21 protein-coding genes are annotated in these 22,926 nt (G+C 67.9%); 6 read left to right on the top strand and 15 right to left on the bottom strand.

Annotation, left to right across the window (positions count from 1 at the left end; all coding sequences use genetic code 11):
- Positions 1 to 10 precede the first annotated feature (10 nt).
- Entirely contained in the window at positions 11 to 946 is a 936-nt protein-coding gene (locus ABZ789_RS00215; RefSeq protein ID WP_358417216.1) for a D-isomer specific 2-hydroxyacid dehydrogenase family protein, read from the top strand.
- A 10-nt stretch (positions 947 to 956) separates the two neighbouring features.
- On the opposite strand, the gene ligD is transcribed toward ABZ789_RS00215, so the two are convergent.
- On the bottom strand, positions 957 to 1,904 hold the full coding sequence (gene ligD, locus ABZ789_RS00210) for a non-homologous end-joining DNA ligase (RefSeq protein WP_358417214.1): 948 nt from the start codon (positions 1,902 to 1,904) through the stop codon (positions 957 to 959).
- Positions 1,905 to 2,028: 124 nt separating this feature from the next.
- Between ligD and ABZ789_RS00205 the strand changes: the two genes are divergently transcribed.
- Together ABZ789_RS00205 and ABZ789_RS00200 are read left to right on the top strand one after the other, a co-directional pair.
- Positions 2,029 to 3,567, top strand: coding sequence for an ATP-dependent DNA ligase (locus ABZ789_RS00205; protein ID WP_358417211.1), 1,539 nt, complete (start codon positions 2,029 to 2,031; stop codon positions 3,565 to 3,567).
- Between the two features lie 5 nt (positions 3,568 to 3,572).
- Positions 3,573 to 4,418 (top strand): NAD-dependent protein deacetylase, encoded by an 846-nt coding sequence (locus ABZ789_RS00200; RefSeq protein ID WP_358417208.1) that lies wholly within the window; start codon positions 3,573 to 3,575, stop codon positions 4,416 to 4,418.
- Positions 4,419 to 4,425: 7 nt separating this feature from the next.
- Here the strand turns inward: ABZ789_RS00200 and proB are convergent, their stop codons facing one another.
- The 10 genes from proB to ABZ789_RS00150 form a co-directional block, all read right to left on the bottom strand.
- Complete coding sequence (gene proB, locus ABZ789_RS00195) at positions 4,426 to 5,526, bottom strand: glutamate 5-kinase (RefSeq protein ID WP_358417205.1); 1,101 nt, start codon at positions 5,524 to 5,526, stop codon at positions 4,426 to 4,428.
- A 50-nt stretch (positions 5,527 to 5,576) separates the two neighbouring features.
- Positions 5,577 to 7,034, bottom strand: a complete 1,458-nt coding sequence (gene obgE, locus ABZ789_RS00190) for a GTPase ObgE (RefSeq protein ID WP_358417202.1) — start codon at positions 7,032 to 7,034, stop codon at positions 5,577 to 5,579.
- A 137-nt stretch (positions 7,035 to 7,171) separates the two neighbouring features.
- Positions 7,172 to 7,435: a 50S ribosomal protein L27 gene (gene rpmA, locus ABZ789_RS00185; protein WP_016934951.1), complete on the bottom strand. Its 264-nt coding sequence runs from the start codon at positions 7,433 to 7,435 to the stop codon at positions 7,172 to 7,174.
- A gap of 36 nt (positions 7,436 to 7,471) precedes the next feature.
- Positions 7,472 to 7,783 (bottom strand): 50S ribosomal protein L21, encoded by a 312-nt coding sequence (gene rplU, locus ABZ789_RS00180; RefSeq protein ID WP_059381127.1) that lies wholly within the window; start codon positions 7,781 to 7,783, stop codon positions 7,472 to 7,474.
- Between the two features lie 234 nt (positions 7,784 to 8,017).
- Complete coding sequence (locus ABZ789_RS00175; protein ID WP_358418166.1) at positions 8,018 to 11,320, bottom strand: translation initiation factor IF-2 N-terminal domain-containing protein; 3,303 nt, start codon at positions 11,318 to 11,320, stop codon at positions 8,018 to 8,020.
- Between the two features lie 64 nt (positions 11,321 to 11,384).
- Positions 11,385 to 11,606: a hypothetical protein gene (locus ABZ789_RS00170; protein ID WP_358417198.1), complete on the bottom strand. Its 222-nt coding sequence runs from the start codon at positions 11,604 to 11,606 to the stop codon at positions 11,385 to 11,387.
- Positions 11,607 to 11,807: 201 nt separating this feature from the next.
- A complete protein-coding gene (gene ndk, locus ABZ789_RS00165) occupies positions 11,808 to 12,227 on the bottom strand; it encodes a nucleoside-diphosphate kinase (RefSeq protein WP_358417195.1) in 420 nt (139 codons plus the stop codon).
- Between the two features lie 16 nt (positions 12,228 to 12,243).
- Positions 12,244 to 12,648 (bottom strand): DUF4233 domain-containing protein, encoded by a 405-nt coding sequence (locus ABZ789_RS00160; RefSeq protein WP_358417192.1) that lies wholly within the window; start codon positions 12,646 to 12,648, stop codon positions 12,244 to 12,246.
- Complete coding sequence (locus tag ABZ789_RS00155; RefSeq protein ID WP_358417189.1) at positions 12,645 to 14,066, bottom strand: folylpolyglutamate synthase/dihydrofolate synthase family protein; 1,422 nt, start codon at positions 14,064 to 14,066, stop codon at positions 12,645 to 12,647. Before ABZ789_RS00155 ends, ABZ789_RS00160 begins: the two co-directional genes overlap by 4 nt.
- The gene (locus tag ABZ789_RS00150) at positions 14,063 to 16,717 is read right to left on the bottom strand and encodes a valine--tRNA ligase (RefSeq protein WP_358417186.1); all 2,655 of its coding nucleotides are present in this window, start codon (positions 16,715 to 16,717) and stop codon (positions 14,063 to 14,065) included. Before ABZ789_RS00150 ends, ABZ789_RS00155 begins: the two co-directional genes overlap by 4 nt.
- A gap of 139 nt (positions 16,718 to 16,856) precedes the next feature.
- Between ABZ789_RS00150 and ABZ789_RS00145 the strand changes: the two genes are divergently transcribed.
- The gene (locus ABZ789_RS00145) at positions 16,857 to 17,237 is read left to right on the top strand and encodes a YtxH domain-containing protein (protein ID WP_358417183.1); all 381 of its coding nucleotides are present in this window, start codon (positions 16,857 to 16,859) and stop codon (positions 17,235 to 17,237) included.
- 24 nt (positions 17,238 to 17,261) lie between these two features.
- Here the strand turns inward: ABZ789_RS00145 and ABZ789_RS00140 are convergent, their stop codons facing one another.
- Positions 17,262 to 19,253, bottom strand: coding sequence for a S9 family peptidase (locus ABZ789_RS00140; protein WP_358417180.1), 1,992 nt, complete (start codon positions 19,251 to 19,253; stop codon positions 17,262 to 17,264).
- A 124-nt stretch (positions 19,254 to 19,377) separates the two neighbouring features.
- Here ABZ789_RS00140 and thiD point away from each other — a divergent pair, with 124 nt between their 5' ends.
- Positions 19,378 to 20,169 carry a bifunctional hydroxymethylpyrimidine kinase/phosphomethylpyrimidine kinase gene (gene thiD, locus ABZ789_RS00135; RefSeq protein WP_358417177.1) on the top strand — a complete coding sequence of 264 codons (792 nt, stop codon included), beginning with the start codon at positions 19,378 to 19,380 and terminating at the stop codon, positions 20,167 to 20,169.
- Positions 20,170 to 20,407: 238 nt separating this feature from the next.
- Positions 20,408 to 20,899 (top strand): hypothetical protein, encoded by a 492-nt coding sequence (locus ABZ789_RS00130; protein ID WP_358417174.1) that lies wholly within the window; start codon positions 20,408 to 20,410, stop codon positions 20,897 to 20,899.
- A 35-nt stretch (positions 20,900 to 20,934) separates the two neighbouring features.
- Here the strand turns inward: ABZ789_RS00130 and ABZ789_RS00125 are convergent, their stop codons facing one another.
- The 3 genes from ABZ789_RS00125 to ABZ789_RS00115 all read right to left on the bottom strand — a co-directional run bounded on the left by ABZ789_RS00125 (position 20,935) and on the right by ABZ789_RS00115 (position 22,878).
- Positions 20,935 to 21,354 carry a hypothetical protein gene (locus tag ABZ789_RS00125; protein WP_358417171.1) on the bottom strand — a complete coding sequence of 140 codons (420 nt, stop codon included), beginning with the start codon at positions 21,352 to 21,354 and terminating at the stop codon, positions 20,935 to 20,937.
- Positions 21,355 to 21,360: 6 nt separating this feature from the next.
- Positions 21,361 to 21,879, bottom strand: a complete 519-nt coding sequence (locus tag ABZ789_RS00120; protein WP_358417168.1) for a flavodoxin domain-containing protein — start codon at positions 21,877 to 21,879, stop codon at positions 21,361 to 21,363.
- Between the two features lie 90 nt (positions 21,880 to 21,969).
- On the bottom strand, positions 21,970 to 22,878 hold the full coding sequence (locus ABZ789_RS00115; RefSeq protein ID WP_358417166.1) for an alpha/beta hydrolase: 909 nt from the start codon (positions 22,876 to 22,878) through the stop codon (positions 21,970 to 21,972).
- Positions 22,879 to 22,926 lie beyond the last annotated feature (48 nt).

Below are 22,926 nucleotides of genomic sequence, written 5' to 3'. Positions count from 1 at the left end.
AGTCGAGACCATGACCTCCGAGCGTGCGCCCCGCATCGCTGTCGGTCCCGAGCGCGACCCTCGTTTCGAACGGGCGGTCGTCGGCGGGGGCGGCATACCGTGCGACTTCGAGGACACTCCCGACGCACTCGTCTGGACAGCCGGTCCGGACGGCTTTCCCGAGGTCTTGCCTTCCTCCGTGAAGTGGGTGCAGCTACCCACCGCCGGAGTCGAGTACTGGTTGTCCCAGGGCATCGTCAGAGCACACCCCGGCGTCACCTGGACCTCGGCGGCAGGCGCATATGCGGCGGCCGTCGCCGAGCACGCACTGATGCTTCTCCTTGCAGGAGTACGCGCGCTACCCGCCCACCTCGCCGCCACTTCGTGGACACCCGAGGCCCTCGCCCCCGCTGTCGGCACCCTCCGGGGTGCGACCGTCGGCCTCGTCGGTGCGGGTGGCGTCGGCCGGGCATTGATCCCGATGCTGGCCACGCTGGGAGCCCACACTCTCGCCGTGACCCGCAGTGGTCGTCCGGTCCCTGGTGCCGTCGAAACGTACCCCGTCGAGCGTATCGACGAGATATGGTCCCTCGCAGACCATTTCGTCATCTCGGCGACAGCCACGCGCGACGTCGAGCGACTCGTGGGAGCAAGTGAACTCGCCGCGATGAAACCGACTGCCTGGGTCATCAATGTCGCACGTGGAGATCTCGTCGACACCGATGCGCTCGTTGCCGCGCTCCAGACCGGCGCAATCGGTGGTGCGGGCCTCGATGTCACCGAACCCCAACCACTTCCGGACGACCACCCCTTGTGGACATTGCCCAACGCCGTGATCACCCCCCACGATTCCAACCCTCCCCCGTTGCGCATTCCGGCCTATCTCGAGCACGTCACCGAAAACGTCACCCGGTTCGCCTCGGGTCTCGTGCCGACGGCGGTGATCGATCCGAGCGCGGGCTACTGAGCAGCACCCCTCATTTCGCCCGCCCACCGTGCTTCTCGTCGCGCTCTGCCCACTCGAGCAGTGGATCGAGGGAGAACACCGCGTCGTCGATCCCCGCATGCAGGTCACCGAGTTCCTCGAACCGCTTCGGCACCGTCCGGATCGTGAAATCCTTCGGATCGAGGTCGTCAATTTCCTCCCACCGCACCGGAGTGGAGACCGTCGCCGTGGGCACACCGCGAACCGAATACGCACTGGCGATCGTGTGATCGCGCGAGTTCTGGTTGTAGTCCACGAAGACCGCCGCCGGGTCGCGTTCCTTGCGCCACCACGCCGTCGTCACTTCCCCGGACGCGCGTCGCTCGACCTCCCGCGCGAAAGCCCATGCAGCCCTTCGCACGTCCTCGAAGCCCCAATTGGGCTCGATCCGGACGTAGATGTGCAGACCGGTGCCCCCCGACGTCTTCGGCCAGCCCTCGGCACTGAGTTCGTCGAGCACCTCGTGGGCGACCTTCGCGACCCGCCGGACCCGATCGAAATCGCAGTCCGGCATCGGGTCGAGGTCGATGCGCCACTCGTCGGGACGTTCGACGTCGCCGCGTCGCGAGTTCCAGGGATGGAACTCGACGGTGGACATCTGCACCGCCCACAAGACATCCGACAGGTGCGTGACGCACAGCTCGTCGGCATCGCGGTCGTATCGCGGGAAGTGCACGCGAACGGTCTCCACCCAGTCGGGTGCTCCTCGGGGAAGCCTCTTCTGGTGTACCTTCTGACCTTCGAGGCCATCGGGGAACCGATGCAGCATGCAGGGTCGCTCACGCAGCGCCCGGACGATGCCCTCCCCCACACTCAGGTAGTAGTTCGCGAGATCGATTTTGGTCGCGCCGATCTCCGGAAAGTACACGCGCTCGGGGTGCGAGATGCGCACTGTGCGACCGTCCACCTCGAGCTCGGCCGCATCCCGATCCTTACTCATCCGTGCCTCCGTCTACTCGGCTCGTGCATCATCCTCGCGCGTCGGGTTCACCCACGTGTGGATATTTGCACCACCCCGCGACGATTTCCTCCGACCGGCGGGCCGCCCGGCTAACGTCGAGACGATGCTGCTGAACTCGGTCGCCGACACCTCCGCTGACGTCGCCGCCACACGGTCCCGGCGCGCCAAGATCGATCTGCTGCGCGACCTGCTCGAGCGGGCAGAGCCCCACGAGGTGGAGTCGGTGGTCTCGTGGCTCTCCGGCGAGATGACTCAGGGTCGGATCGGTGTCGGCTACCGCACCCTGACCGCACTGTCCGTGTCTGCCGCGGCAGATCCGACCCTCACCGTCGGTGAGGTGTCGGCCTTCTTCGACCGGCTCGGCGCCGTCTCGGGTCCCGGATCCACAGCAGCACGCACGGGCCTGCTCACCCGACTTTTCGAGCAGGCCACCGAAGCCGAGCAAGGCTTCCTCGTGGCGCTTCTCGGAGGAGAACTGCGGCAGGGTGCGCTCGAGGGTGTGATGACCGATGCGGTCGCGGCCGCAGCGGGGCTCCCCGTCGCACCGGTCCGCCGCGCGGTCATGTTGTCGGGCCGCCTCGCGCAGGCGGCGGCCGCAGCCTTCGAGGGAGGTGTCGATGCGCTGGCCGGTTTCGGTCTCGAACTCGGGCGTCCGGTACGACCGATGCTCGCCTCCCCCGCCGAATCGCTCGAGGCCGCCCTCACCGAATTCGACGGTGCGGTGAGCGTGGAGTTCAAACTCGACGGCGCACGCATCCAGGTACATCGTCGCGACGACACCGTGTGGGTGTTCACCCGTACCCTGCGCGACATCACCACTTCGGTCCCCGAACTCGTCGATCTGGTCAGGGCCCTACCCTGTCGCAGCGTAGTGCTCGACGGCGAGACGCTCGCACTCACCGACGCCGGACGCCCCCGGCCCTTCCAGGAGACGATGAGCCGGTTCGGCGCCCGCACCGAGCGCGAACTGTTGCTACACCCCTACTTCTTCGACTGCCTGCACCTCGACGGTGACGACCTGCTCGACGAGCCACTGTCGGTGCGGCTCGAATACCTCGAACGCGTCGCCGGTGAGCATCGCATACCGAGGCTCGTCCGTCCTGCTGCTGCGAGCGCCGAGGCGCATCTCGGGGCCTCGCTCGGCCACGGGCACGAAGGTGTCATGGTGAAGTCCCTCACGTCGACCTACACCGCCGGCCGACGGGGACGGGCGTGGCAGAAGGTCAAGCCGGAGCACACGCTGGATCTCGTGGTGCTCGCCGCCGAATGGGGTTACGGGCGCCGCAGCGGATACCTGTCCAACCTCCATCTCGGTGCGCGGGACCCGGACGGCGGCCCACCGATCATGGTCGGAAAGACCTTCAAGGGGCTCACCGACGCGCTGCTGCTCTGGCAGACAGAAGAATTCCCGCGGCACGAGACGCACCGCGACGAGCACACCGTGTACCTGCGGCCCGCGATCGTCGTGGAGATCGAACTCGACGGGGTGCAGGCCAGCACCCGATATCCGGGTGGGGTCGCGCTGCGTTTCGCGCGGGTGCTGCGCTATCGGCCCGACCGATCCGCCGCCGATGCCGACACCATCGAGACGGTCCGCGCACTCCTGCCCTCGACGCCGGTCGCCGAGAACGGCCTACCGTAGATGGAGTGATCGACGTTCCACCCGCTTCCGACGACCTGCACTCGCTCCTGCACGGGCGTCGGATCGCTGTTCTCACCGGCGCCGGCCTGTCGACGGATTCCGGTATCCCCGATTACCGCGGTCCGGACTCCCCTCCACGCAATCCGATGACTTTCCAGCAGTTCGTCGGCGATCGCGAGTTCCGGCAACGCTACTGGGCACGCAACCATGTGGGCTGGAGACATATGGACGCCGCCCGGCCGAATGCCGGGCATCGGGCGATCGCGGCACTCGAACGAGCCGGAGCCATCGTCGGTGTCATCACCCAGAACGTCGACCTGCTGCACACGAAGGCCGGCAGCCGGCGGGTCGTCGACCTGCACGGCACTTATGCGCAGGTCCGGTGTCTGTTCTGCGAGCACCGCATCTCCCGGTTCACGCTGCACGAACGTCTGTGCGCCGCCAATCCGGGATTCGACGAACGAACCCGCGCAACGAGCGGTCTCGAGGTCGCGCCGGACGCCGACGCGGTCGTCGCCGACACCGAGGATTTCGTCGTCGTCGACTGCGAGCGCTGCGGGGGGATGCTCAAACCCGACATCGTCTACTTCGGGGAGATCGTGCCCCGCCCACGTGTCGATCTCGCCTATTCGATCGTGGACGCCGCCGACGCCCTGCTCGTCGCCGGCAGTTCGCTGACCGTGCAGTCGGGTCTGCGTTTCGTTCGCCACGCCGTGCAGCGGAACATTCCGGTGATCGTGATCAATCGGGGGCCCACACGCGGGGATGCGCTCGCGAGCGTCAAGGTCGACGCGGGAACCTCCGAGACCCTCGTCTTCCTGGCCGATGCGATGGCGGCGACCAGCTCCTGAATCGGGCCTAGACCCCCACCAGATCGTCGGCGTGCACCACGGGCCGCTGGAGATCCGGAGGTAGCTGACTCGTCGAGAATCCGATCATGAAATCCAGTTCCGAGGCGTCGTAGGCCACCACACCACGAGCGACCGTGCGACCGTCCGGCGCCACGATTCCCACCACATCTCCGGCGTGGAAACCGCCACTGGTGCCGGTGATTCCGGCGGCGAGCAGTGAGCGTCGCCGCTCCATGACGGCACGGACCGCACCACTGTCGACATACAGCGAGCCGTGCACGTCCGCGGCGTGGCGCACCCAGAAGCGGCGCGCGGACAGTCGCTGGGGACGAGCCGCGAACGCCGTCCCGACGTCGGCCGCACCGAGCGCACGGTCGGCCTGCGAGGCCGCGGCGAGGAGCACCGGCACGCCGGAGTCCGCCGCGAGGCGGGCTGCCGAGAGCTTCGAGGCCATGCCGCCTGTGCCGAGCGCTCCCCCCGATCCGGCGACCACGCCGTCGAGATCCTCGGGCGTACGGACCTCGGGGATGAGATTCGCGGCTCCCTTGCGCGGATCCCCGTCGTAGAGGCCGTCGACATCGGACAGCAGGATGAGGGCATCGGCACCGATGAGATGTGCGACCAGCGCTGCGAGCCGATCGTTGTCGCCGAAGCGCAGCTCGACGGTCGCGACGGTGTCGTTCTCGTTGACCACCGGAACCGCGCCGAGGGAGCGCAGCCGATCCAGGGTGCGCTGGGCGTTGCGGTGCTGGGTGCGCCGACCGATGTCGTCCGCGGTGAGCAACACCTGGCCCACAGTACGGTCGTGGCGGGCGAAGGAGGTACCCCACGCGTGTGCCAGCGCGAGCTGACCGACGCTCGCCGCCGCCTGCTTCGTCGCGAGGTCGCGCGGTCGGCTCGTCAGACCGAGGGGCGCCAGGCCGGCACCGACGGCACCGGAGGAGACGACCACGACACTCGCGCCCGTGCGCATCCGGCCTTCGATGGCGTCGACGAGGCGGTCGAGACGCCGCCGGTCGAGTCCGCCCACCAGACTCGTGATCGCCGACGACCCGATCTTGACCACTACGCTACGGGCGTGGGAGATGACCTCCCGGGTGTCGCTCATGTTCTCCTCGGTACGGGTCGGGCTTTCCGGACGAGCGGAACGCGGTCCTGCTACTCGAAGTCGTCCTCGTCGGCCAGGCCGCGGCGCACCTTCTTGGCGTGGCGACGCTCGGAGGCGCTCACGCGGTCCACCTGATCGAGACGGGAATCGGTGCCGCGACCTGTGGGCACGACGTCCACGCCGGCCTGGGTCTGCGGTTCCCATTCGAAGCTGACGTCGCCGATGGTGACCGAGCATCCCGGTTCCGCGCCCAGCTTGACGAGCTTGTCCTCGACACCGAGACGCGCGAGCCGGTCGGCGAGATAACCCACCGCCTCGTCGTTGTCGAAGGCCGTCTGGCGTACCCACCGCTCGGGTCGGGTTCCCCGCACGATGAATCCACCCGGCACCTCCGGATCGGCCGCCACGGTGAAGCTCTCCTCGTCGCGGGCGACGGGCCGGATCACCGGTCGGGTCGGCGCGGCCGGAGGATGCGCGGCGCGGTACTCGTCGACCATCTTGGCGAGAGCGAACGTCAGCGGGCGCAGTCCCTCGCGGCTGACCGCGGAGATGGTGAAGACGGGCCATCCACGTGCCTCGAGATCCGGCGTGACGAACTCGGCGAGTTCCTTCGCGTCGGGTACATCGGCCTTGTTCAGGATCACGATGCGGGGTCGCTCGGCGAGGTCGCCGAGTCCACTGTCGCCCGACAGGGCCGGTTGGTAGGCGGCGAGTTCGGCCTCGAGCGCGTCGATGTCGGAGATGGGGTCGCGGCCGGGTTCGAGGGTCGCGCAGTCGACGACGTGCGCGAGCACGGCACAGCGCTCGAGATGCCGCAGGAAGTCGAGGCCGAGACCGCGGCCCTCGCTCGCCCCCGGGATCAGGCCCGGCACGTCGGCCACGGTGAAGGTCGTGTCGCCCGACTGCACCACACCGAGATTCGGCACGAGGGTGGTGAACGGGTAGTCGGCGATCTTCGGCTTCGCCGCCGAGAGCACCGACACCAGGGACGACTTACCTGCGGAGGGGAAGCCCACGAGTCCGACGTCGGCGACGGACTTCAACTCGAGGACGAGGTCGAGTTCCTCCCCTTCCTCGCCGAGCAGCGCGAAACCCGGCGCCTTGCGTGCCTTCGACGCGAGAGCGGCGTTGCCGAGTCCACCGCGGCCGCCCCGGGCCGCCACGAAACGGGTCCCGGCTCCGACGAGGTCGGCGAGGATCCGGCCGTTGCGGTCGAGCACGACGGTGCCGTCGGGAACCTTCAGGACGAGGTCGCGGCCGTTGGCGCCGTCGCGGTTGCTGCCCGCGCCCTGCGCGCCGTTGGAGGCCTTCGCGTGCTGGTGGAAGTGGAAGTCGAGCAGCGTGTGGACGTTGCCGTCGACCTCGAGGACGACGTCGCCGCCGTTGCCGCCGTTGCCGCCGTCGGGGCCGCCGAGCGGCTTGAACTTCTCACGGTGGACGGAGGCGCAGCCGTTACCGCCTTTGCCGGCGCTGACATGCAGCACCACCCGGTCGATGAAGCGGGACATGGGTGGACCTTCTCTCCGTCCGAAAACAACCTTGATGATCAACACAATAGGGGCGGGTCAGGGTGTGCGACCCTGGCCCGCCCCTATTGGGAGTATGTCGCGAGGACGTCCTCGCGGTGTCCGTACCGGACGACAGATCAGGCGTCTGCCGTGGCCGGAACGATGTTGACGGTCTTGCGACCGCGCTTGGTACCGAACTCGACGGCGCCGGCCGCGAGGGCGAACAGCGTGTCGTCGCCGCCGCGTCCCACGTTCACGCCGGGGTGGAAGTGGGTGCCGCGCTGGCGCACGATGATCTCACCGGCGTTGACGGCCTGGCCACCGAAGCGCTTCACGCCGAGTCGCTGTGCGTTCGAATCGCGACCGTTACGGGAGCTGGACGCACCCTTCTTGTGTGCCATGACGAACCCTCCTGGGGTTGAAGCTCGAAGCTCGGTTTACTTGATGCCGGTGACCTTGACGACCGTCAGCTTCTGACGGTGGCCCTGGCGCTTGTGGTACCCGGTCTTGTTCTTGAACTTGTGGATGCGGATCTTCGGGCCCTTGGTGTGCTCGACGATCTCGCCGGTGACCGAGACCTTGGCCAGCTTGTCGGCGTCGGTGGTCAGTTCGGATCCGTCGACGACGAGGATCGGGGCAAGCGAGACAGCAGCGCCGGGCTCACCCTCGATCTTCTCGACCTTGACGAGGTCGCCCTCAGCGACCTTGTACTGCTTACCGCCGGTCTTGACGATCGCGTACGTTGCCATCGGACGGCTACCCCTTGCTTCTTCGAACGTGCTCGCGCCACAGTGCTGCGGACGCGACTGGTCTGGTGTGGTTGCTGACTCGGGTCCCGCCGGCATCCCGTATCCGGACGCGGCTGGGCAATATCGCCGAGTAGCGACTGAACAAGATTACGGGAAGGTGACTGCCAGGGTCAAACCGGGTGGCATGGTCACGCCCCCGTTCCGGGCCGGTGCGTGACCGGCCCGGAACGGAGATCACGCTTCGGCGTCCACCGGAGGACCTGCCGCGCGACCAGCAGCACGCCGCGAGCGCGGGCGCCGCACGATCTCGACGGACGGCTCGACCGAAGCGCTCGTCGTGGACTCGGGCTCCGGCTCGGACGCCGGCGAGGCCGGAACGACGAACACCTTGCCACCGGGCGCCCCGTCGCCGGCCGGCGCGGCGGCCGCTCGGGCGACCCGGCGTGCTCGGCGGCGACGCGGAGCCGCCACCTCTGCGGCATCCTCGGCGGACGCCGCTCCGTCGGAGGTATCCCCGACCGCTGATTCCGCCGCTGCGACCTCTGCTTCGATCTCGGCGGGCTCGTCGGCCTCTGTCGTCACCGTCGTGGTGTCCTCACCGGCGGCGGAGTCCCCGACCTGTGCAGCGATCTTCTCCGGTTCGACGGCGTGCAGCGGCTCGGTGACCTTCACCGGGTCGGATTCCGGCGCCGACGCCGACACCCTGTCCGGCGCCGTCTCGGTCGCTGCATCGGCTGCCTTCTCGGGCGCCGTCACCGTCTCGGACTGCGTTGCCGATTCGGTCGCCGGCGCTTCTGTCGCCGACGCTTCTGTCGCCGACGTCGAACCGTGCGCCGCCATCGCGAGCGCCACCGGATGCGCGGCACGCTTGGCCGCATCGTCGGGCGTGGCCGGCGGCGTGGGCGCCTCGGCGACAGCCTCCTGCGCGCCCTTGTCGCGTCCGCGCTTGCGCCGGGAACCACCGCCGGAAGAGCGACCCGAATCGTCCGAGGACTTCGACTCGATCGGCTCGGAGTGCACGATCAGCCCCCGGCCGTTGCAGTGCTCACACGTGGTCGAGAAGGCCTCCACCAGGCCGGTCCCGAGACGCTTGCGCGTCATCTGGACGAGTCCGAGCGAGGTGACCTCCGACACCTGGTGGCGGGTACGGTCCCGGCCGAGCGCCTCGGTCAGCCTGCGCAGCACGAGATCGCGGTTCGACTCGAGCACCATGTCGATGAAGTCGACGACGATCATGCCGCCGATGTCGCGCAGGCGCATCTGCCGGACGATCTCCTCGGCCGCCTCGAGGTTGTTGCGGGTGACCGTCTCCTCGAGGTTGCCGCCGGAACCGGTGAACTTTCCGGTGTTGACGTCGATGACGGTCATCGCCTCGGTGCGGTCGATGACGAGAGTGCCGCCGGACGGCAACCACACCTTGCGGTCGAGTGCCTTCGCGAGCTGCTCGTCGATGCGGTGCGCCCCGAAGACGTCCACCGAGTTCTCCGAGCGGTAGCGCTCGACGCGCGGCAACAGATCGGGTGCGACCGTCCGGATGTAACCCTCGACGGTGTTCCACGCCGTTTCACCCTCGATGACCAGTTTGGAGAAGTCCTCGTTGAACAGGTCGCGCACGACCTTCACGAGCAGATCCGGCTCCTCGTAGAGGGTCTTGGGTTGTCCCGACGCGTCGGCTTGAAGCTTCTCGGACTGCTCTCGGATCGCCTCCCACTGCGTCTGCAGCCGGGTCACGTCGCGCGAGAGCTCTTCCTCGCTCACGCCCTCCGCAGCGGTGCGGATGATCACGCCCGCATCGGCGGGAACGATCTCGCGGAGGATGTCCTTCAGACGCTTACGTTCGGTGTCGGGCAACTTGCGGCTGATCCCCGTGGACGAACCACCCGGCACGTACACGAGGAAGCGCCCCGCGAGGCTGATCTGGGTGGTCAGACGCGCACCCTTGTGCCCGACCGGATCCTTGCTCACCTGCACGACCACCTGGTCGCCGGGCTTGAGAGCCTGTTCGATCTTGCGCGAGTTGCCCCCGAGTCCGGCAGCTTCCCAGTTGACCTCACCGGCATAGAGCACGCCGTTGCGTCCTCGTCCGATGTCGATGAAGGCGGCCTCCATCGACGGAAGGACGTTCTGCACGCGGCCGAGGTAGATGTTGCCGACCATCGATGCCGAGCCGGAGGTCGTGACGAAATGTTCGACGAGGATTCCGTCCTCGAGCACCGCGACCTGCGTCATGCCCGCGTGCGCACCGGTGGTGCGCTCACGGACGACCATCACCCGGTCGACGGCTTCGCGGCGGGCGAGGAACTCCGACTCGGTCAGGATCGGAGGACGGCGGCGACCGGCCTCGCGCCCGTCGCGCCGACGCTGACGCTTCGCCTCGAGACGCGTCGAACCGCTGATGCCCTGGACCTCGTCCTTGACGCGGCTCTTCGGGCGGGGCTCCCGTTCGTGGACCACCGTGGGGACCGAATCGTCGTCGGTGCTCGCGGTGTCGGTATCGGAAGAACCACGCCGGCGCCGACGACGGCGGCGGCGGCGGGAGGTCCCCCCGCTCTGGTCGTCGTCACCGTCCTGCTCGTCGGTGTCCTGGTCGTCGGTCGAAGCCTTCTCCTCCGAGGTGTCCTCGTCGGTCTCGGTGGTCGCACCGGTGGTGGACTCGGCCGTATCCGTAGCAGCAGACGCCTCGGTGTCCTCACCGGTCGCGGTCGTCTCGTCCTGCTGTTCGGTGTCGGCACCCTCTCCGCGCCCGCGTCCACGACCACGACGGCCGCGACGGCGGCGACGCGGGTGGTCGTCCTGGTCTTCCTCCGCCTGCGAGGACGGAGCCTCCTGGGCGGGCTCGCTCTCGGCAGCGGGCTGCTGATCGTCGCTGCTCGCCGGCTGCTCGGTGTCCTTGGGGCCGCGACGGGCCCGGCGCCGCCGCGGACGGGTCTCGTCCTCCTCGGCCGGCGAGGGCACCTCGGGCTGCAGGAACAGCGGCGCGGCGACGACCGGCTCGGCCGCGGTGGACGGCTCGGGCATCCGGAACAGCGGAGTTTCCTGCTCCGCCGACGTGAACAGTCCTGTGGGCCCTCCCACGGAAGGGAGGTCGACGGCCTGCGGGGCGGTATCGTCCGCCGCCTTCTCGGCCGGCCGGAGCTCCCCCTGCTCGATCGGCACAGCCTCGGCCTCGGTCTCCGCCGGCTCTGCCACCGCGGGCTCCGGGAGTGCTTCTGCCGGAGTCTCGTCGGCCGTGTCCACCGGGGTCTCGGGGGTTGTGTCGACTGTCGTCTCGGGGGGCGATCCGGCAGTCACCTCGGAAGCCGTGTCGGCGTCCTGCACGGTCGGTTCGGGCGTGCCCGAATCGCTGAGCGCGGCGTGCAGATCCTCCGCTACGTCGCGCGGAAGTGTCGAGTGCGCGCTGCGCAACTCGGTGCCGCGCTCCGCGGCTTTCGCGATCACCTGTTTACTGGTGAGCCCGAGCAACTTGGCGAGGGCATGGACGCGGATCTTGGCAGGCAGACCGAGCAGGTTCCGTCCCCCTGCGTCCGACGCCTCGATCGAGTTGTTCTCCTGCGGCTCTTGATCGGCCACGTAAGTCTCCTAAGGCCCCCGGGCGCGTCCATCACCACCACAGTGATGTGAGCGGCCACGCGGGGGCGCAGCTTGTGTACTCACGCCCGTCGGGCGCGAGTGCTTCCGGTCTCGCATCGCGCGGTCGTCCGGTGCCCGTTTTCACTGCACGACCGAGCAATGCCTGGCTTGATCGCGGATCGAGCGCCGGAACATCCAGCGTGCCGCCGAGTGAGGTGTCTCCTTCGTTCTCGGCCACAGCGATGTCGGGCATCGATCCGTGATGTCGTTCGGCCGCTCCGCACGCGGTGTGTGCGGGGCAACCGTTGCCAGTATCCCACACAGCCGTGCGCGAATACGCCAACGGCGCCCCGGAGGGCGCCGTCGGCGGGTCTCGGAAGGGTCGAATCGCAACGCCCGAACGGTTTCGCAGGCAATACGCCGTGTGCGCCCGTCGAGGGTCGATCGCGGAAGGCTACTTCGCAGCCAGTGCGGGGAACCAGAGGGCGATCTCGCGCTCGGCGGATTCCACCGAATCGGAGCCGTGGACCAGGTTCTCGCCCGGGTCCAGGCCGAGGTCGCCCCGGATCGAGCCGGGCACGGCCTTCTCGACGGGATCGGTACCACCGGCGAGCTGCCGGAAGGCCGCGATCGCGCGGGGGCCTTCGAGAACGGCGGCCACGAGCGGACCGCCCGTAATGAACTCGATCAGCGATGCGTAGAAGGGCTTGCCTTCATGCTCTGCGTAGTGCGCTCCGGCGACCTCCTCGGTCGCCGTACGGAGCTCGAGAGCCACGATGTCCAGTCCCTTGCGCTCGATACGCGAGAGGATCTCTCCGACATGACGGCGTGCGACGCCGTCGGGCTTGATCAGTACCAGGGTCCGCTCAGTCACGCGACAAGCCTAGAGGTCAGTCCCGCTGTCCCGGGAGCAGACCCCTCGATTCACGATCCTTGATGTCTTTGCGCAGGTAGAGGATGTACGCCCAGACCACTGCGAAGAGGACGCCGACCGCGCCGAACGCGAGGTCGACGAAGAAGCCGAGGACCGCGAGAGCCTGCAGCGTCAGGTTGAACGGGATCGCCCACGAACGCTTCTGCAGCCCCGCCCCGGCGATCATCACCACGGCGAGACCCACGACGTAGGTCGTCGACCATGGGCTCAGTCCCCCACCGACGGTCGCGATGACCGGCAGTACCAGCAGGACCACGATCGCCTCGAGCACCAGCGTGCCTGCCATCACGCCACGGAACCCCTTCCACGGGTCCGTCGTCGGCGGCCGGAACTGCGGCTCCTCCGGATTGTCGTTACTCACGCGGGATCCTTTCCGAACAAACTGCGGGCCGCACCCGCGGTCACCACCGAACCTGTGACCACGACACCGGCACCCGAAACCGCTTCGCCGGGCTCGCCGACCTCCTCCGCGAGCGCAATAGCGGTCTCGATCGCGTCCGGAAGCGTCGCCGCCGTGACGACCCGCTCGTCGCCGAATCGGGCTACGGCGATGTTCGCCAGATCGTCGACGTCCATCGCACGCGGGGAGCCGTTGTGAGTGACGACGATCTCGTCGAAGACCGGCTCGAGGGCCTCGATCAGCCCTGCGACGTCCTTGTCGGACATGACGCTCACGACGCCGACCAACTTACGGAAATCGAACTCCTGCACGAGTGCGGCTGCGAGAGCCTTCGCGCCGTGCGGATTGTGCGCCGCGTCGAGGAAGACGGTGGGTGCATTGCGCACCCGTTCCAGCCGGCCGGGTGCGGTGACCGACGCGAACGCGTCGCGCACCGCCTCGACGTCGAGTTGCTTGTCCGGTCCGGCTCCGAAGAACGCCTCGACGGCGGCGAGCGCGACCGACGCGTTGTGGGCCTGATGCTCACCGTGGAGTGGGAGAAAGATATCGGTGTAGAGGCCGCCGAGTCCCTGGAGGTCGATCTGCTGCCCACCGACGGCGACCGCGCGGCGCACCACTGCGAACTCCGAGCCCTGACGTGCGACCGCTGCGTCGGCTTCGACGGCACGCCGCAGCAGCACGTCCATCGCTTCCGGTTCCTGCTGCGCGATGACCGCCACGGTGTCGCGCGGAACGAGCCCGTCGTCCGGCGCCTTCTTGATGATCCCGGCCTTCTCCCCCGCGATCTCCGTGAGGGTGTTGCCGAGATAACCGGTGTGGTCGATGCCGATGGGCGTGATCACCGCAACCTGTCCGGTGACGACGTTGGTGGCGTCCCAGCGTCCACCGAGACCGACCTCCACGACAGCCACATCGACGGGCGCGTCGGCGAACGCCGCGAATGCCATCGCCGTGGTCACCTCGAACTTGCTCATCCTCGGTCCGCCGGCCGCCTCGGATTGCTCGTCGATCATCCGGACGTACGGCTCGATGTCGCGGTAGGTATCGACGTAGGTACGAGGTGAGACCGGTGCTCCGTCGATACTGATCCGCTCGGTGGCCAGTTGCAGGTGCGGGCTCGTCGTGCGGCCGACACGGTGATGCATGCGGGTGAGCAGGGCATCGATCATGCGGGTCGTCGATGTCTTGCCGTTGGTGCCGGCCACGTGGATCGACGGGTAGCTGTTCTGCGGGGAGCCGAGGATGTCCATGAGCGCGGAGATCCGCGCCAGGGACGGTTCGATCTTCGTCTCCGGCCAGCGCTGGTCGAGTTCGGCCTCGACCAGCGCCAGTTCGGCGAGGTCCACCGGGGACGGCGACCCCGGGGTATCCGTGCTCACTCCGCGCCCAGCTCCTTCAGCCGCGCAGTGATCCGCGCGATCTCTTCTTCGGCGATCTGCTTGCGACCGCGGATCTTCTCGACGACCTGCTCCGGCGCCTTCGCCAGGAAGGCGTCGTTCGACAGCTTGCCGGTGGTGCCTGCCAGCTCCTTCTCCGCGGCTGCGAGATCCTTGCGCAGACGGGCGATCTCGGCGCCGACGTCGATGCTGCCCGAGGTGTCGAGTTCGACGGTCACCGTGGCGAGCTGCAGACGCACCTCGATGGAAGCGGTCGCGGAGAAGGCCTCGTCGGCTTCGGTCAGGCGAGCCAGCGACTGCACGGCCGGAACCTGCGCCGCGAGGTCGGCGTCCGCGATGCCGGTCAGGCGCGCGGCCACCTTCTGCGACGGTTTGAGCCCCTGATCGCTGCGGAAACGGCGGATCTCGGTGATCAGCTTCTGCATGTCCTCGACGCGCCGGGCCGCTGTCGGATCGGCGTCCACCCCGCTCGCGGCAGGCCAGGACGCGACGACCACCGACTCACCGCCGGTGAGCACCTTCCACAACGTTTCGGTGACGAAGGGGATCACCGGGTGCAGCAGGCGCAGCAACTGGTCGAGGACGGTGCCGAGCACCACCTTGGTGTTGTCGGCTCCGGCACCGGAGTCGGCCAGTTGGACCTTCGCGAGTTCGAGGTACCAGTCGCACACCTCGTCCCAGGCGAAGTGGTAGAGCGCCTCGCACGCCTTGGAGAACTCGAACCGGTCGAAGGCCGCATCGACCTCGGCGCGTACCTGCTCGAGACGATCGAGGATCCAGCGGTCGGCGTCGGTCAACTCGCCCCGGGCGGGCAGGTCGGCGACGACTGCGCCGTTCATGAGCGCGAACTTGGTCGCATTGAACAGCTTGTTCGCGAAGTTGCGCGAGGACTGGGCGTGGTCCTCACCGACAGCGAGGTCGCCGCCGGGGTTCGCGCCGCGCGCCAACGTGAAGCGCAGTGCGTCGGCACCGTAACGCTCGACCCAGTCGAGGGGGTCGACGCCGTTCCCACGCGACTTCGACATCTTCTTGCCGTACTGGTCTCGGACGAGACCGTGCAGGAACAGATCGGTGAACGGCACCGGGCCGAGTCCGGGATCGTCGGCGACATAGGTACCGAACATCATCATGCGCGCCACCCAGAAGAACAGGATGTCGTAGCCGGTGACGAGAACGCTTGTGGGGTAGAACTTCTCGAGCTCGGGGGTAGCTTCGGGCCAGCCCATCGTCGAGAACGGCCACAGCCCGGAGGAGAACCACGTGTCGAGCACGTCCGGGTCCTGCTCCCAGCCTTCGGGCGCGGTCTCGTCGGGGCCGAAACACTCCACCTCACCGTCGGGGCCGTACCAGATCGGGATGCGGTGGCCCCACCACAACTGGCGCGAGATACACCAGTCGTGCATGTTGTCGATCCAGTCGAACCAGCGCGGTTCCTGGCTCTTCGGGTGAATGACCATGTCGCCGTTGCGGACTGCGTCACCGGCCGCCTTGGCGAGCGATTCGACCTTCACCCACCACTGCATCGACAGCCGCGGTTCGATGGTTTCTCCGGAGCGTTCGGAGTGCCCGACGCTGTGCACGTAGGGTCGCTTCTCCGCGACGACCCGGCCCTGCCGTGCCAGCTCCTCGCGGATGGCGACGCGCGCCTCGAACCGGTCCATGCCGTCGAAAGGCGTTCCCGTGTCGGCGATCCTGCCGGCCTTGTCCATGACGGTCGGCATCGGCAGGTTGTGCCGAAGCCCCATCTCGAAGTCGTTGGGATCGTGGGCGGGGGTGATCTTCACCGCGCCGGTACCGAATTCGGGGTCGACGTACTCGTCGGCGATGACGGGGATCTGCCGTCCGGTGATCGGGTGTTCGAGAGTGGTGCCGATCAGGTCCTTGTAGCGCTCGTCGTCGGGATGCACCGCCACGGCGGTGTCACCGAGCATCGTCTCGACACGGGTGGTTGCGACCACCACGTGCGGTTCGTCGTCGTTCAGAGACCCGTAACGCAGCGAGACGAGTTCGCCTTCGACCTCTTCGAACTTCACCTCGATGTCGGAGATGGCGGTCTGCAGCACCGGCGACCAGTTGACGAGGCGCTCGGCGCGGTAGATCAGGCCGTCGTCGTACATGCGCTTGAAGATGGTCTGCACGGCACGCGAGAGGCCCTCGTCCATGGTGAAGCGGTCGCGAGACCAGTCGACGCCGTCGCCGATGCGCCGCATCTGGCCCTGGATGGTGCCGCCGGATTCGCGCTTCCAGTCCCACACCTTCTCGATGAACGCTTCGCGGCCGAGGTCTTCCTTCGTCTTGCCGTCCGCGGCGAGTTGCTTCTCGACGACGGTCTGAGTGGCGATACCGGCGTGGTCCATACCGGGCAGCCACAGCACCTCGAAACCCTGCATGCGCTTACGCCGAGTGAGTGCGTCCATGAGGGTGTGGTCGAGGGCGTGACCCATGTGCAGGCTGCCGGTGACGTTCGGCGGGGGCAGGACGATCGAGTACCCGGGCTTGTCGCTCGACGGGTCTGCCTCGAAATAGCCGGCGTCCACCCACTGCTGGTAGAGCTCCGCTTCGACGGCGCTGGGATCCCAGCTCTTGGGAAGGGCGTCGGCGGGGTTCTGCGAGTTCTCTGGCGCACTGGTCACCCGTCAATCCTAAGCGTCGAACACGAACCGCCTGGACAGGGGCTACGACCTCGGGGTGTGGTCCGAACATCGACCGGGTATCGCATAGCCGAGCGCCCGAACGCACGGGAGCCGAACGGACAGGACGGAGGAGACCGCCATGATGCGGGCATTGATCTTCGCAGCAGGTGCAGCCGCGGGATTCGTCGCGGGAACGAGAGCTGGTCGTGAGACCTACGACAAGATGCGAGGCCGCTCGAACGAGCTGTGGCACAACCCGGCCGTGCAGGACAAGATCATCCCTACGGTGCAGGACAAGGCCACGGGAGCGGCCGCTGTCGTGAAGGAGAAGGCACCACACCTCCAGGAAACGGTCGGCGGCCTGGCAGAGAAGGTCACCAACCGCGGCCAGAGCGAGTCGAGCGGCCAGGTTTCGGCGACACCGCCCGGTTCGTCACCGAGCGCATCGACACCTGCGACCGACGAGCCGACACGTCCGCCTACCGCACCGGGTGACCAGCCTCGCAGTCCCGAGGTGTAGTTGCGAGCCGACCGGTGGTCTCGGTCAGCCCAACTCCTCCGGTAGGTCGAGCGGGCGGCCCAGTACGTGCTCGGACAGAAACGCTTCGACCGCGCGGTACCAGATCTTCGAGTGCTGCGGCCGGAGCACCCAGTGGCTCTCCGTCGGAAAATAGAGGAATCGGTGGACCGTGGTGCCGTCGTCATCGGCCGGGAGCCCCGATTCGTTGAGCAACTCGTACCACAGGCGTAGCGCTTCCCCGATGGGTACGCGGTAGTCCTTGTCGCCATGGATGACGAGCATGGGCGTGACGATGTCGGCGACGAACAGGTGCGGTGAGTTGTCGACCGCCATCTCCGGAGTCATCTCACGTTGCCAATACCACGCGACGTCGGTGGTCGGCGTGAACTGGTCCAGCGCCCACAGGCTCGCGTGCGTGACGATCGCCCGAAATCGATCCGTGTGACCGGCGATCCAGTTGGCCAGATACCCGCCGAACGATCCCCCCATCACTGCGGTGCGCTCCTCGTCGATGTCGTCCCGCGCGACAGCCGCGTCGGTGATCGCCATCAGATCGGTGTACGGCTCACGACCCCAGCGACCCCAACCACGCCGAATGAAGGCCTCGCCGTATCCGGTGGACAGTGCGGGGTCCGGCAGCAGGACCGCATAGCCCCGTGCGACGAGAAGCCACGGATTCCATCGCCACGACCAGGTGTTCCAGCTGCTCAGCGGACCCCCGTGTACCCACAGCAGCAGCGGTGCCGGGTCGGCGGCGGATGCGGTGTGCGGGAGGGCGAACCACGCTCGCACCGGGGTGCCGTCGTCGGCCTCGGTGGTCAGTTCGACGAGTCGGCCCGGCAACTCCGGTTGCGGTCCGGGGACGAGAAGGGGGGTGACGAGGCCGGCCTCGGCTCCTGCAAGACCGATGCGTACCGGATGAGGCGGCGCGTCGTACGCCGCGCGAAGGGCATATGCGCAGGCGCCGTGGGGCGCGACGTGCACGTGGGTGTACGCGGCGTCGTCCGAGGTGAACCGCTCGGGTCGGGTGTTGCCGAGCCGGTGCACGAACACCGGCGCCCGGCCACGGTCGTCGGCTGTGAGTACGAGTCCGGAACCGTCGGGCAGCCAGGCGACCGAAGTGGGACGCCTGTCCCATTCCGAGGCCGCGACGCTCACAGTCCCGGCCGCGATGTCGAGGACACGGGCGGTCACCCGCGGCGGATTCTCCGCATCGCCGAGAGATTCGTGCAGGTAGGCGAGCTTCGTCCCGTCGGGTGAGATCGCCGGCTGCGTCACGTCACCCGTCTCGTCGTCGATGAGCGGAGTGCGCAGGCCGGTGCCCAGATCGACCCGCACAAGACTGACCCGGCGCGATGCGAGCGGTCCCGGGACCACCCAGGTGACGGCAGCGAACGAACCGTCCGCAGCGATATCGATGTGCGCATCACGCAGCGACCCCCGGATACCCGGGGTGAGATCGGTGAATCCGCCACTGCCGTCCAGGACGAGGAGATGCGGCTGGTCGGGTCCGAGATCGTGATCCCAGTAGCGCACGGGATAGCCCGTGTGCAGCACGGCGGTGACCTCCCCGTCCTTGCGGGCGTCTCGGATCCGTTCGTCGTCCGAGTCGCTGTGGCCGAGAACGGGTGCGGTGAACAGGGTCCGGTCCTCGCCGGACGCCGCAGATACCGACACGAACCCGCCCTTACGGGATGCGAACTGCTCGGCTTCCCCACCGGCCGCGGGCAGGCGCCAGACGGACACCGGCGGCTCGCCTTTGCCGCGCGCGGCGGTGAACAGCAGGTCACCGGTGGAGGTGAACACCGGATTCGACTCTCCGGTGATGCCGTGCGTCAGGCGCCGCGCCGGGGCACGGCCTTCGGGATCCACCTCCCACAGTGCCCCGGTGTACGAGGTCGCCTCGTCGTCGAGCGTCGATCGAGTGATCACCAGGCGGGTTCCGTCGGGAGACATCGTGAGGGAAGTGACCCGCGGAAGTGCCAGGTAGTCGTCGAGCTCGCCGAAAGCTGTCATGCCTGGACGATATCGGCAGCGAAGGTGGGCGGTCCGAAGTTGGCGCCGAACGCCTCTGTAACCTGGTCACCCGGCGGGTGCACACCGCCGAGACATCGTCTCCCAGTCCGAACGGAGCACTCACATGGTCGATCTCGCATACGTCATCGCCGGCTCGGAAGCGACCGGCGGCGCCGGTCTGCAGGTCGATCTCAAGACCTTCCAGCAGCTCGGCGTCTACGGCGTGGGCACCACGACCTGCATCGTCTCGTTCGATCCGAAGAAAAACTGGGGGCACCGCTTCTTCCCTGTGCCCGCCGAGGTCATCGCCGAGCAGATCGAGGCAGCCACCTCGGCCCACGACCTCGACGTCGTGAAGATCGGCATGCTGGGGACGCCCGCGACGATCGACGTGGTCGCGGAGGGTCTCGAGCAGCAGAACTGGCGGCACGTCGTGCTCGATCCGGTTCTGATCTGCAAGGGCCAGGAGGCGGGCGCCGCGCTCGATACCGACAATGCACTGCGCGCGCAGATCCTCCCGCACGCCACGGTCGTCACCCCGAATCTGTTCGAGGCACGCACCCTGTCCGGGATGGACGCCGTCACCTCGATCGACGATCTGGTGGAGGCAGCGCGCCGCATCCACGATCTCGGTCCGAAGTACGTCGTCGCGAAGGGCGGCGTCGAACTCGACGGCGACAATGCGGTGGACGTGCTGTTCGACGGTTCGGAGGTCACTTTGCTCGAGGCCCCGAAGATCGGCAACGAGCGAGTGTCCGGCGCAGGCTGCACCCTCGCTGCTGCGATCACCGCCGAGCTCGCGAAGGGCGCGTCGGTGGCGGACGCTGCGGCGCGCGCCAAGGACTTCGTCACCGCCGGCATCAAGGCGCGGGTGTCGGCCAACACCCCGTTCGATACCGTCTGGCAAGGCGTCTGAGGTTCCGCACGGCTTCCGACTTGTATGTCGGGGCGCGCGGCTCCGTGTTCGCATCGACGGGTTCGTAGCGTGCCGTAGGAGTTCGTGAGCCCGGTCTCTTCTCGGCCCGCGCCTTCTGCCGAAGCACGCTGATCGCGAATTCGGCGATGCGGCCGCACAATCGGAGGCCGGGTGACACAATCGGCTGGACAACTGCTCGAACAGCGTCGGATATTTCGCCGAACTCGTCAGGAGTGGTATGACCGGGAAGCTGACCCGCCTCATCGCTGGATCGTTTGTAACTGCAGCCGTCGCAGCATCGTTGAACGCAGGTGTCGCTCACGCCGACCTCCTCGGCTCCCTCGACTTCGGGTCGTCGGCCGATCCGGTCGAAACACCGTTCTGCAGCATCGAGTACCCCGACCCCAACGACTTCGACCGTTACGACAGAAGCGATGTCACGGTGTCGTCACCCGGCGCGGGAAGGGTGGAGTTCACCTTTCACACCCGCTCCGGAAGCACGGCGCCGTACACGCAGCGCGCATCGGTCATCTGGGCGAATCTCGACAGCGGCATCAGCGGAGGGGACACCGTGTCGGCCCGCGTCGAACCCGGCGAGACGACGATCGTAATCCCAGTTCAGGACACCGGACCTGGCCGGATCACCGCGGTCACCGGGGTGAGCAACATCGCGGACAACGGCAACGACGTCACGACCCTCGACTGCTCCTCCGAGTACACCGTCCCCTGAGGCACTTCGACGCGGAGGGACTTCGACGGGCTCACCTACGCGCGACCGGTGACGAACCGGACCACCGCAACGATCAGGGCGACGATCGTTGCGAACATGGCGACCGCCAACAGGCTCCGGGCGATCAGATCCCACGGCACCGATTCGTCGGGGAAGGCGAACGGAAATACTTGCCAGATCCGCACGAGCCCGGACAGGCCGATGCCGGCCACCACCAGGTCGCCCACTGCTTTGAGTCGTGGCGGGTCGACGACGAGATACAGTGCGTTCGTGACGATGCCGGCGATGAACGAGGCGTTCACCCACCCCAGGACCCGGGTGGTGTCCTCGGTGAGGAACGGCACCGCCTCCCAACCCGGCCATCCGTTCACCAGGTACAGCAGCACCGCATCGACGGCGATCCCGATCGAATAGCCCACTTTGCGGCCGGGCGAGGCATTCCGCTTCGTCACCATGCGGCGTCAGCGCCCGTCGACGAGCGCCCGCCCCCACTGGCTCGCGCGGTCGACTTCGCCCGGCTCGAGGACCGTCTGCTTGTCGACGAGGAAGCTCTCAGGGTCGGCGACGAGCGTGAACCCCGCTTTACGTAGTTTCTTGGCGATCGTCTTCGAAGCACGCCCGCTGAACGTCGGCGAAACGTCGCGGCGGGTATCGAATGCCGCAGCAGCACCTGACACTTCGTCGAGCGAGGCGAGCCATTCACGCACGCCGTCGCTTTCCGCGTCGGGTTCGAGTTCGAGGTTGCTGTCCGGCTGGTGCGCCGCCTCCGCTGCCCCCTGCCGGGTGCTCGCTCGGCTCATACCGTGGACGTGAGTGGGTCCGCCGACCACGATCAGGTCGTAGGCGGATGTGTCCTTGCCGACGGCCTCGGAGGCCGCGACGACCTCGGTGGCGGCACGTCCTTCCATTCCCCGGGCGATGGCCTCGGCGGCGTGACGGGTGTTGCCGTACATGGATTCGTAGACCACGAGTACCTGCATGTCGGCGCTCCTCGAGCATTCGTGGGTGCACGTGCGGGTGCCATGCTAGCCATCGCAGACCGGTGCAGTCGGGCGAACAGTGCCTTCGGATCAGGCGAGCAAGGATCGCGCGACGTCTTCGACCGCTTCCCTCATCTGAGTCAGGCCTGGTTCCTCGATCGGGAAGTGCCCGCAACCGTCGAGCATCACTGTCCGGGTGGGCGCGGCGATGCGATCGGCGAAGCGGGTGCTGACGAACGGTGGCGTCCACCGATCGTCGGCCGGATGCACCAGGGTGACCGGCGGGCCGTCGTAGTCCTCGGGCGGAGTGTGGCGGTACCGAAACCAACTGTCGAGGAACCCGATGGGGACGCGAGTGCCTCCCCCACGCGGGTCCGAGGCACACAGGCTCGACAGGGCCGGATCGTTGCTGATCCGGTCCATGCGAGTGAGCCACCGGATGGGCAGGCGCACATCTCCTGCGACGCGCGAAGCCACCGGGAGCGTCCGGGGAGCGGTGCGCCCGACCGCAGCCCACCGTGCCGCGGCGGCTCTCGCGTCCGGGTCGGACGGGTCGAGCAGGCACGTGACGATCACCGCGTCGGCCTGCCCTGTTCGTGCTGCCGTCTCGTAGGCCATCATTCCGCCCATACTCGCGCCGAACAGGATCAGCGGACGCGGGTCGGTGGTTCGTTCGGCAACGACGAGATCGCACAGGAGGTCGAGCCAGTGGCCGTAGCGCACACGTCCGGGCCGGGGTTCGACGGTGTGCCCGTACAGCGGCATGTCCGGGACGAGAATCTCCGCCTGCCGGGCCGCGGCGGATGTGAACGGCCACAGCGCTCCGGAGTACCCGCCCGCTCCGTGAATGCCCAGAAGGCGCACCTGCGCATCGCGGTTCGGAGCTCGCGCAATGTGCACACGCCGGCCGCGCCACTCCCACCAAGTCGAGGTGAGCGCTACCGCGTCGGAACGGTGACGCTCGGGGAGGAAGGCGGCATACGACGCGGTATCCGTCACTCGCCTCCTCCTATCACGTCGATGAACAGATTCGCTCCGGATGCCCGC

It is taken from the genome of Rhodococcus sp. NPDC047139, from assembly GCF_040643435.1.
Lineage (GTDB): Bacteria > Actinomycetota > Actinomycetes > Mycobacteriales > Mycobacteriaceae > Rhodococcus.
Note: the sequence above shows the minus strand (reverse complement) of the source record. Positions and strands in the feature narration are given on the sequence as shown.

What these genes read in the sequence shown, in the direction of transcription:
- ABZ789_RS00205 (WP_358417211.1), top strand. Translation starts at nt 2,029, where the DNA reads ATGCTGCTGAACTCGGTCGCCGACACCTCCGCTGACGTCGCCGCCACA.
- ligD (WP_358417214.1), bottom strand. Translation starts at nt 1,904, where the DNA reads ATGAGTAAGGATCGGGATGCGGCCGAGCTCGAGGTGGACGGTCGCACA.
- ABZ789_RS00170 (WP_358417198.1), bottom strand. Translation starts at nt 11,606, where the DNA reads ATGCCCGACATCGCTGTGGCCGAGAACGAAGGAGACACCTCACTCGGC.
- rplU (WP_059381127.1), bottom strand. Translation starts at nt 7,783, where the DNA reads ATGGCAACGTACGCGATCGTCAAGACCGGCGGTAAGCAGTACAAGGTC.
- ABZ789_RS00215 (WP_358417216.1), top strand. Translation starts at nt 11, where the DNA reads ATGACCTCCGAGCGTGCGCCCCGCATCGCTGTCGGTCCCGAGCGCGAC.
- ABZ789_RS00125 (WP_358417171.1), bottom strand. Translation starts at nt 21,354, where the DNA reads ATGGTGACGAAGCGGAATGCCTCGCCCGGCCGCAAAGTGGGCTATTCG.
- rpmA (WP_016934951.1), bottom strand. Translation starts at nt 7,435, where the DNA reads ATGGCACACAAGAAGGGTGCGTCCAGCTCCCGTAACGGTCGCGATTCG.
- ABZ789_RS00145 (WP_358417183.1), top strand. Translation starts at nt 16,857, where the DNA reads ATGATGCGGGCATTGATCTTCGCAGCAGGTGCAGCCGCGGGATTCGTC.
- proB (WP_358417205.1), bottom strand. Translation starts at nt 5,526, where the DNA reads ATGAGCGACACCCGGGAGGTCATCTCCCACGCCCGTAGCGTAGTGGTC.
- thiD (WP_358417177.1), top strand. Translation starts at nt 19,378, where the DNA reads ATGGTCGATCTCGCATACGTCATCGCCGGCTCGGAAGCGACCGGCGGC.
- obgE (WP_358417202.1), bottom strand. Translation starts at nt 7,034, where the DNA reads ATGTCCCGCTTCATCGACCGGGTGGTGCTGCATGTCAGCGCCGGCAAA.
- ABZ789_RS00120 (WP_358417168.1), bottom strand. Translation starts at nt 21,879, where the DNA reads ATGCAGGTACTCGTGGTCTACGAATCCATGTACGGCAACACCCGTCAC.
- ABZ789_RS00140 (WP_358417180.1), bottom strand. Translation starts at nt 19,253, where the DNA reads ATGACAGCTTTCGGCGAGCTCGACGACTACCTGGCACTTCCGCGGGTC.
- ABZ789_RS00130 (WP_358417174.1), top strand. Translation starts at nt 20,408, where the DNA reads ATGACCGGGAAGCTGACCCGCCTCATCGCTGGATCGTTTGTAACTGCA.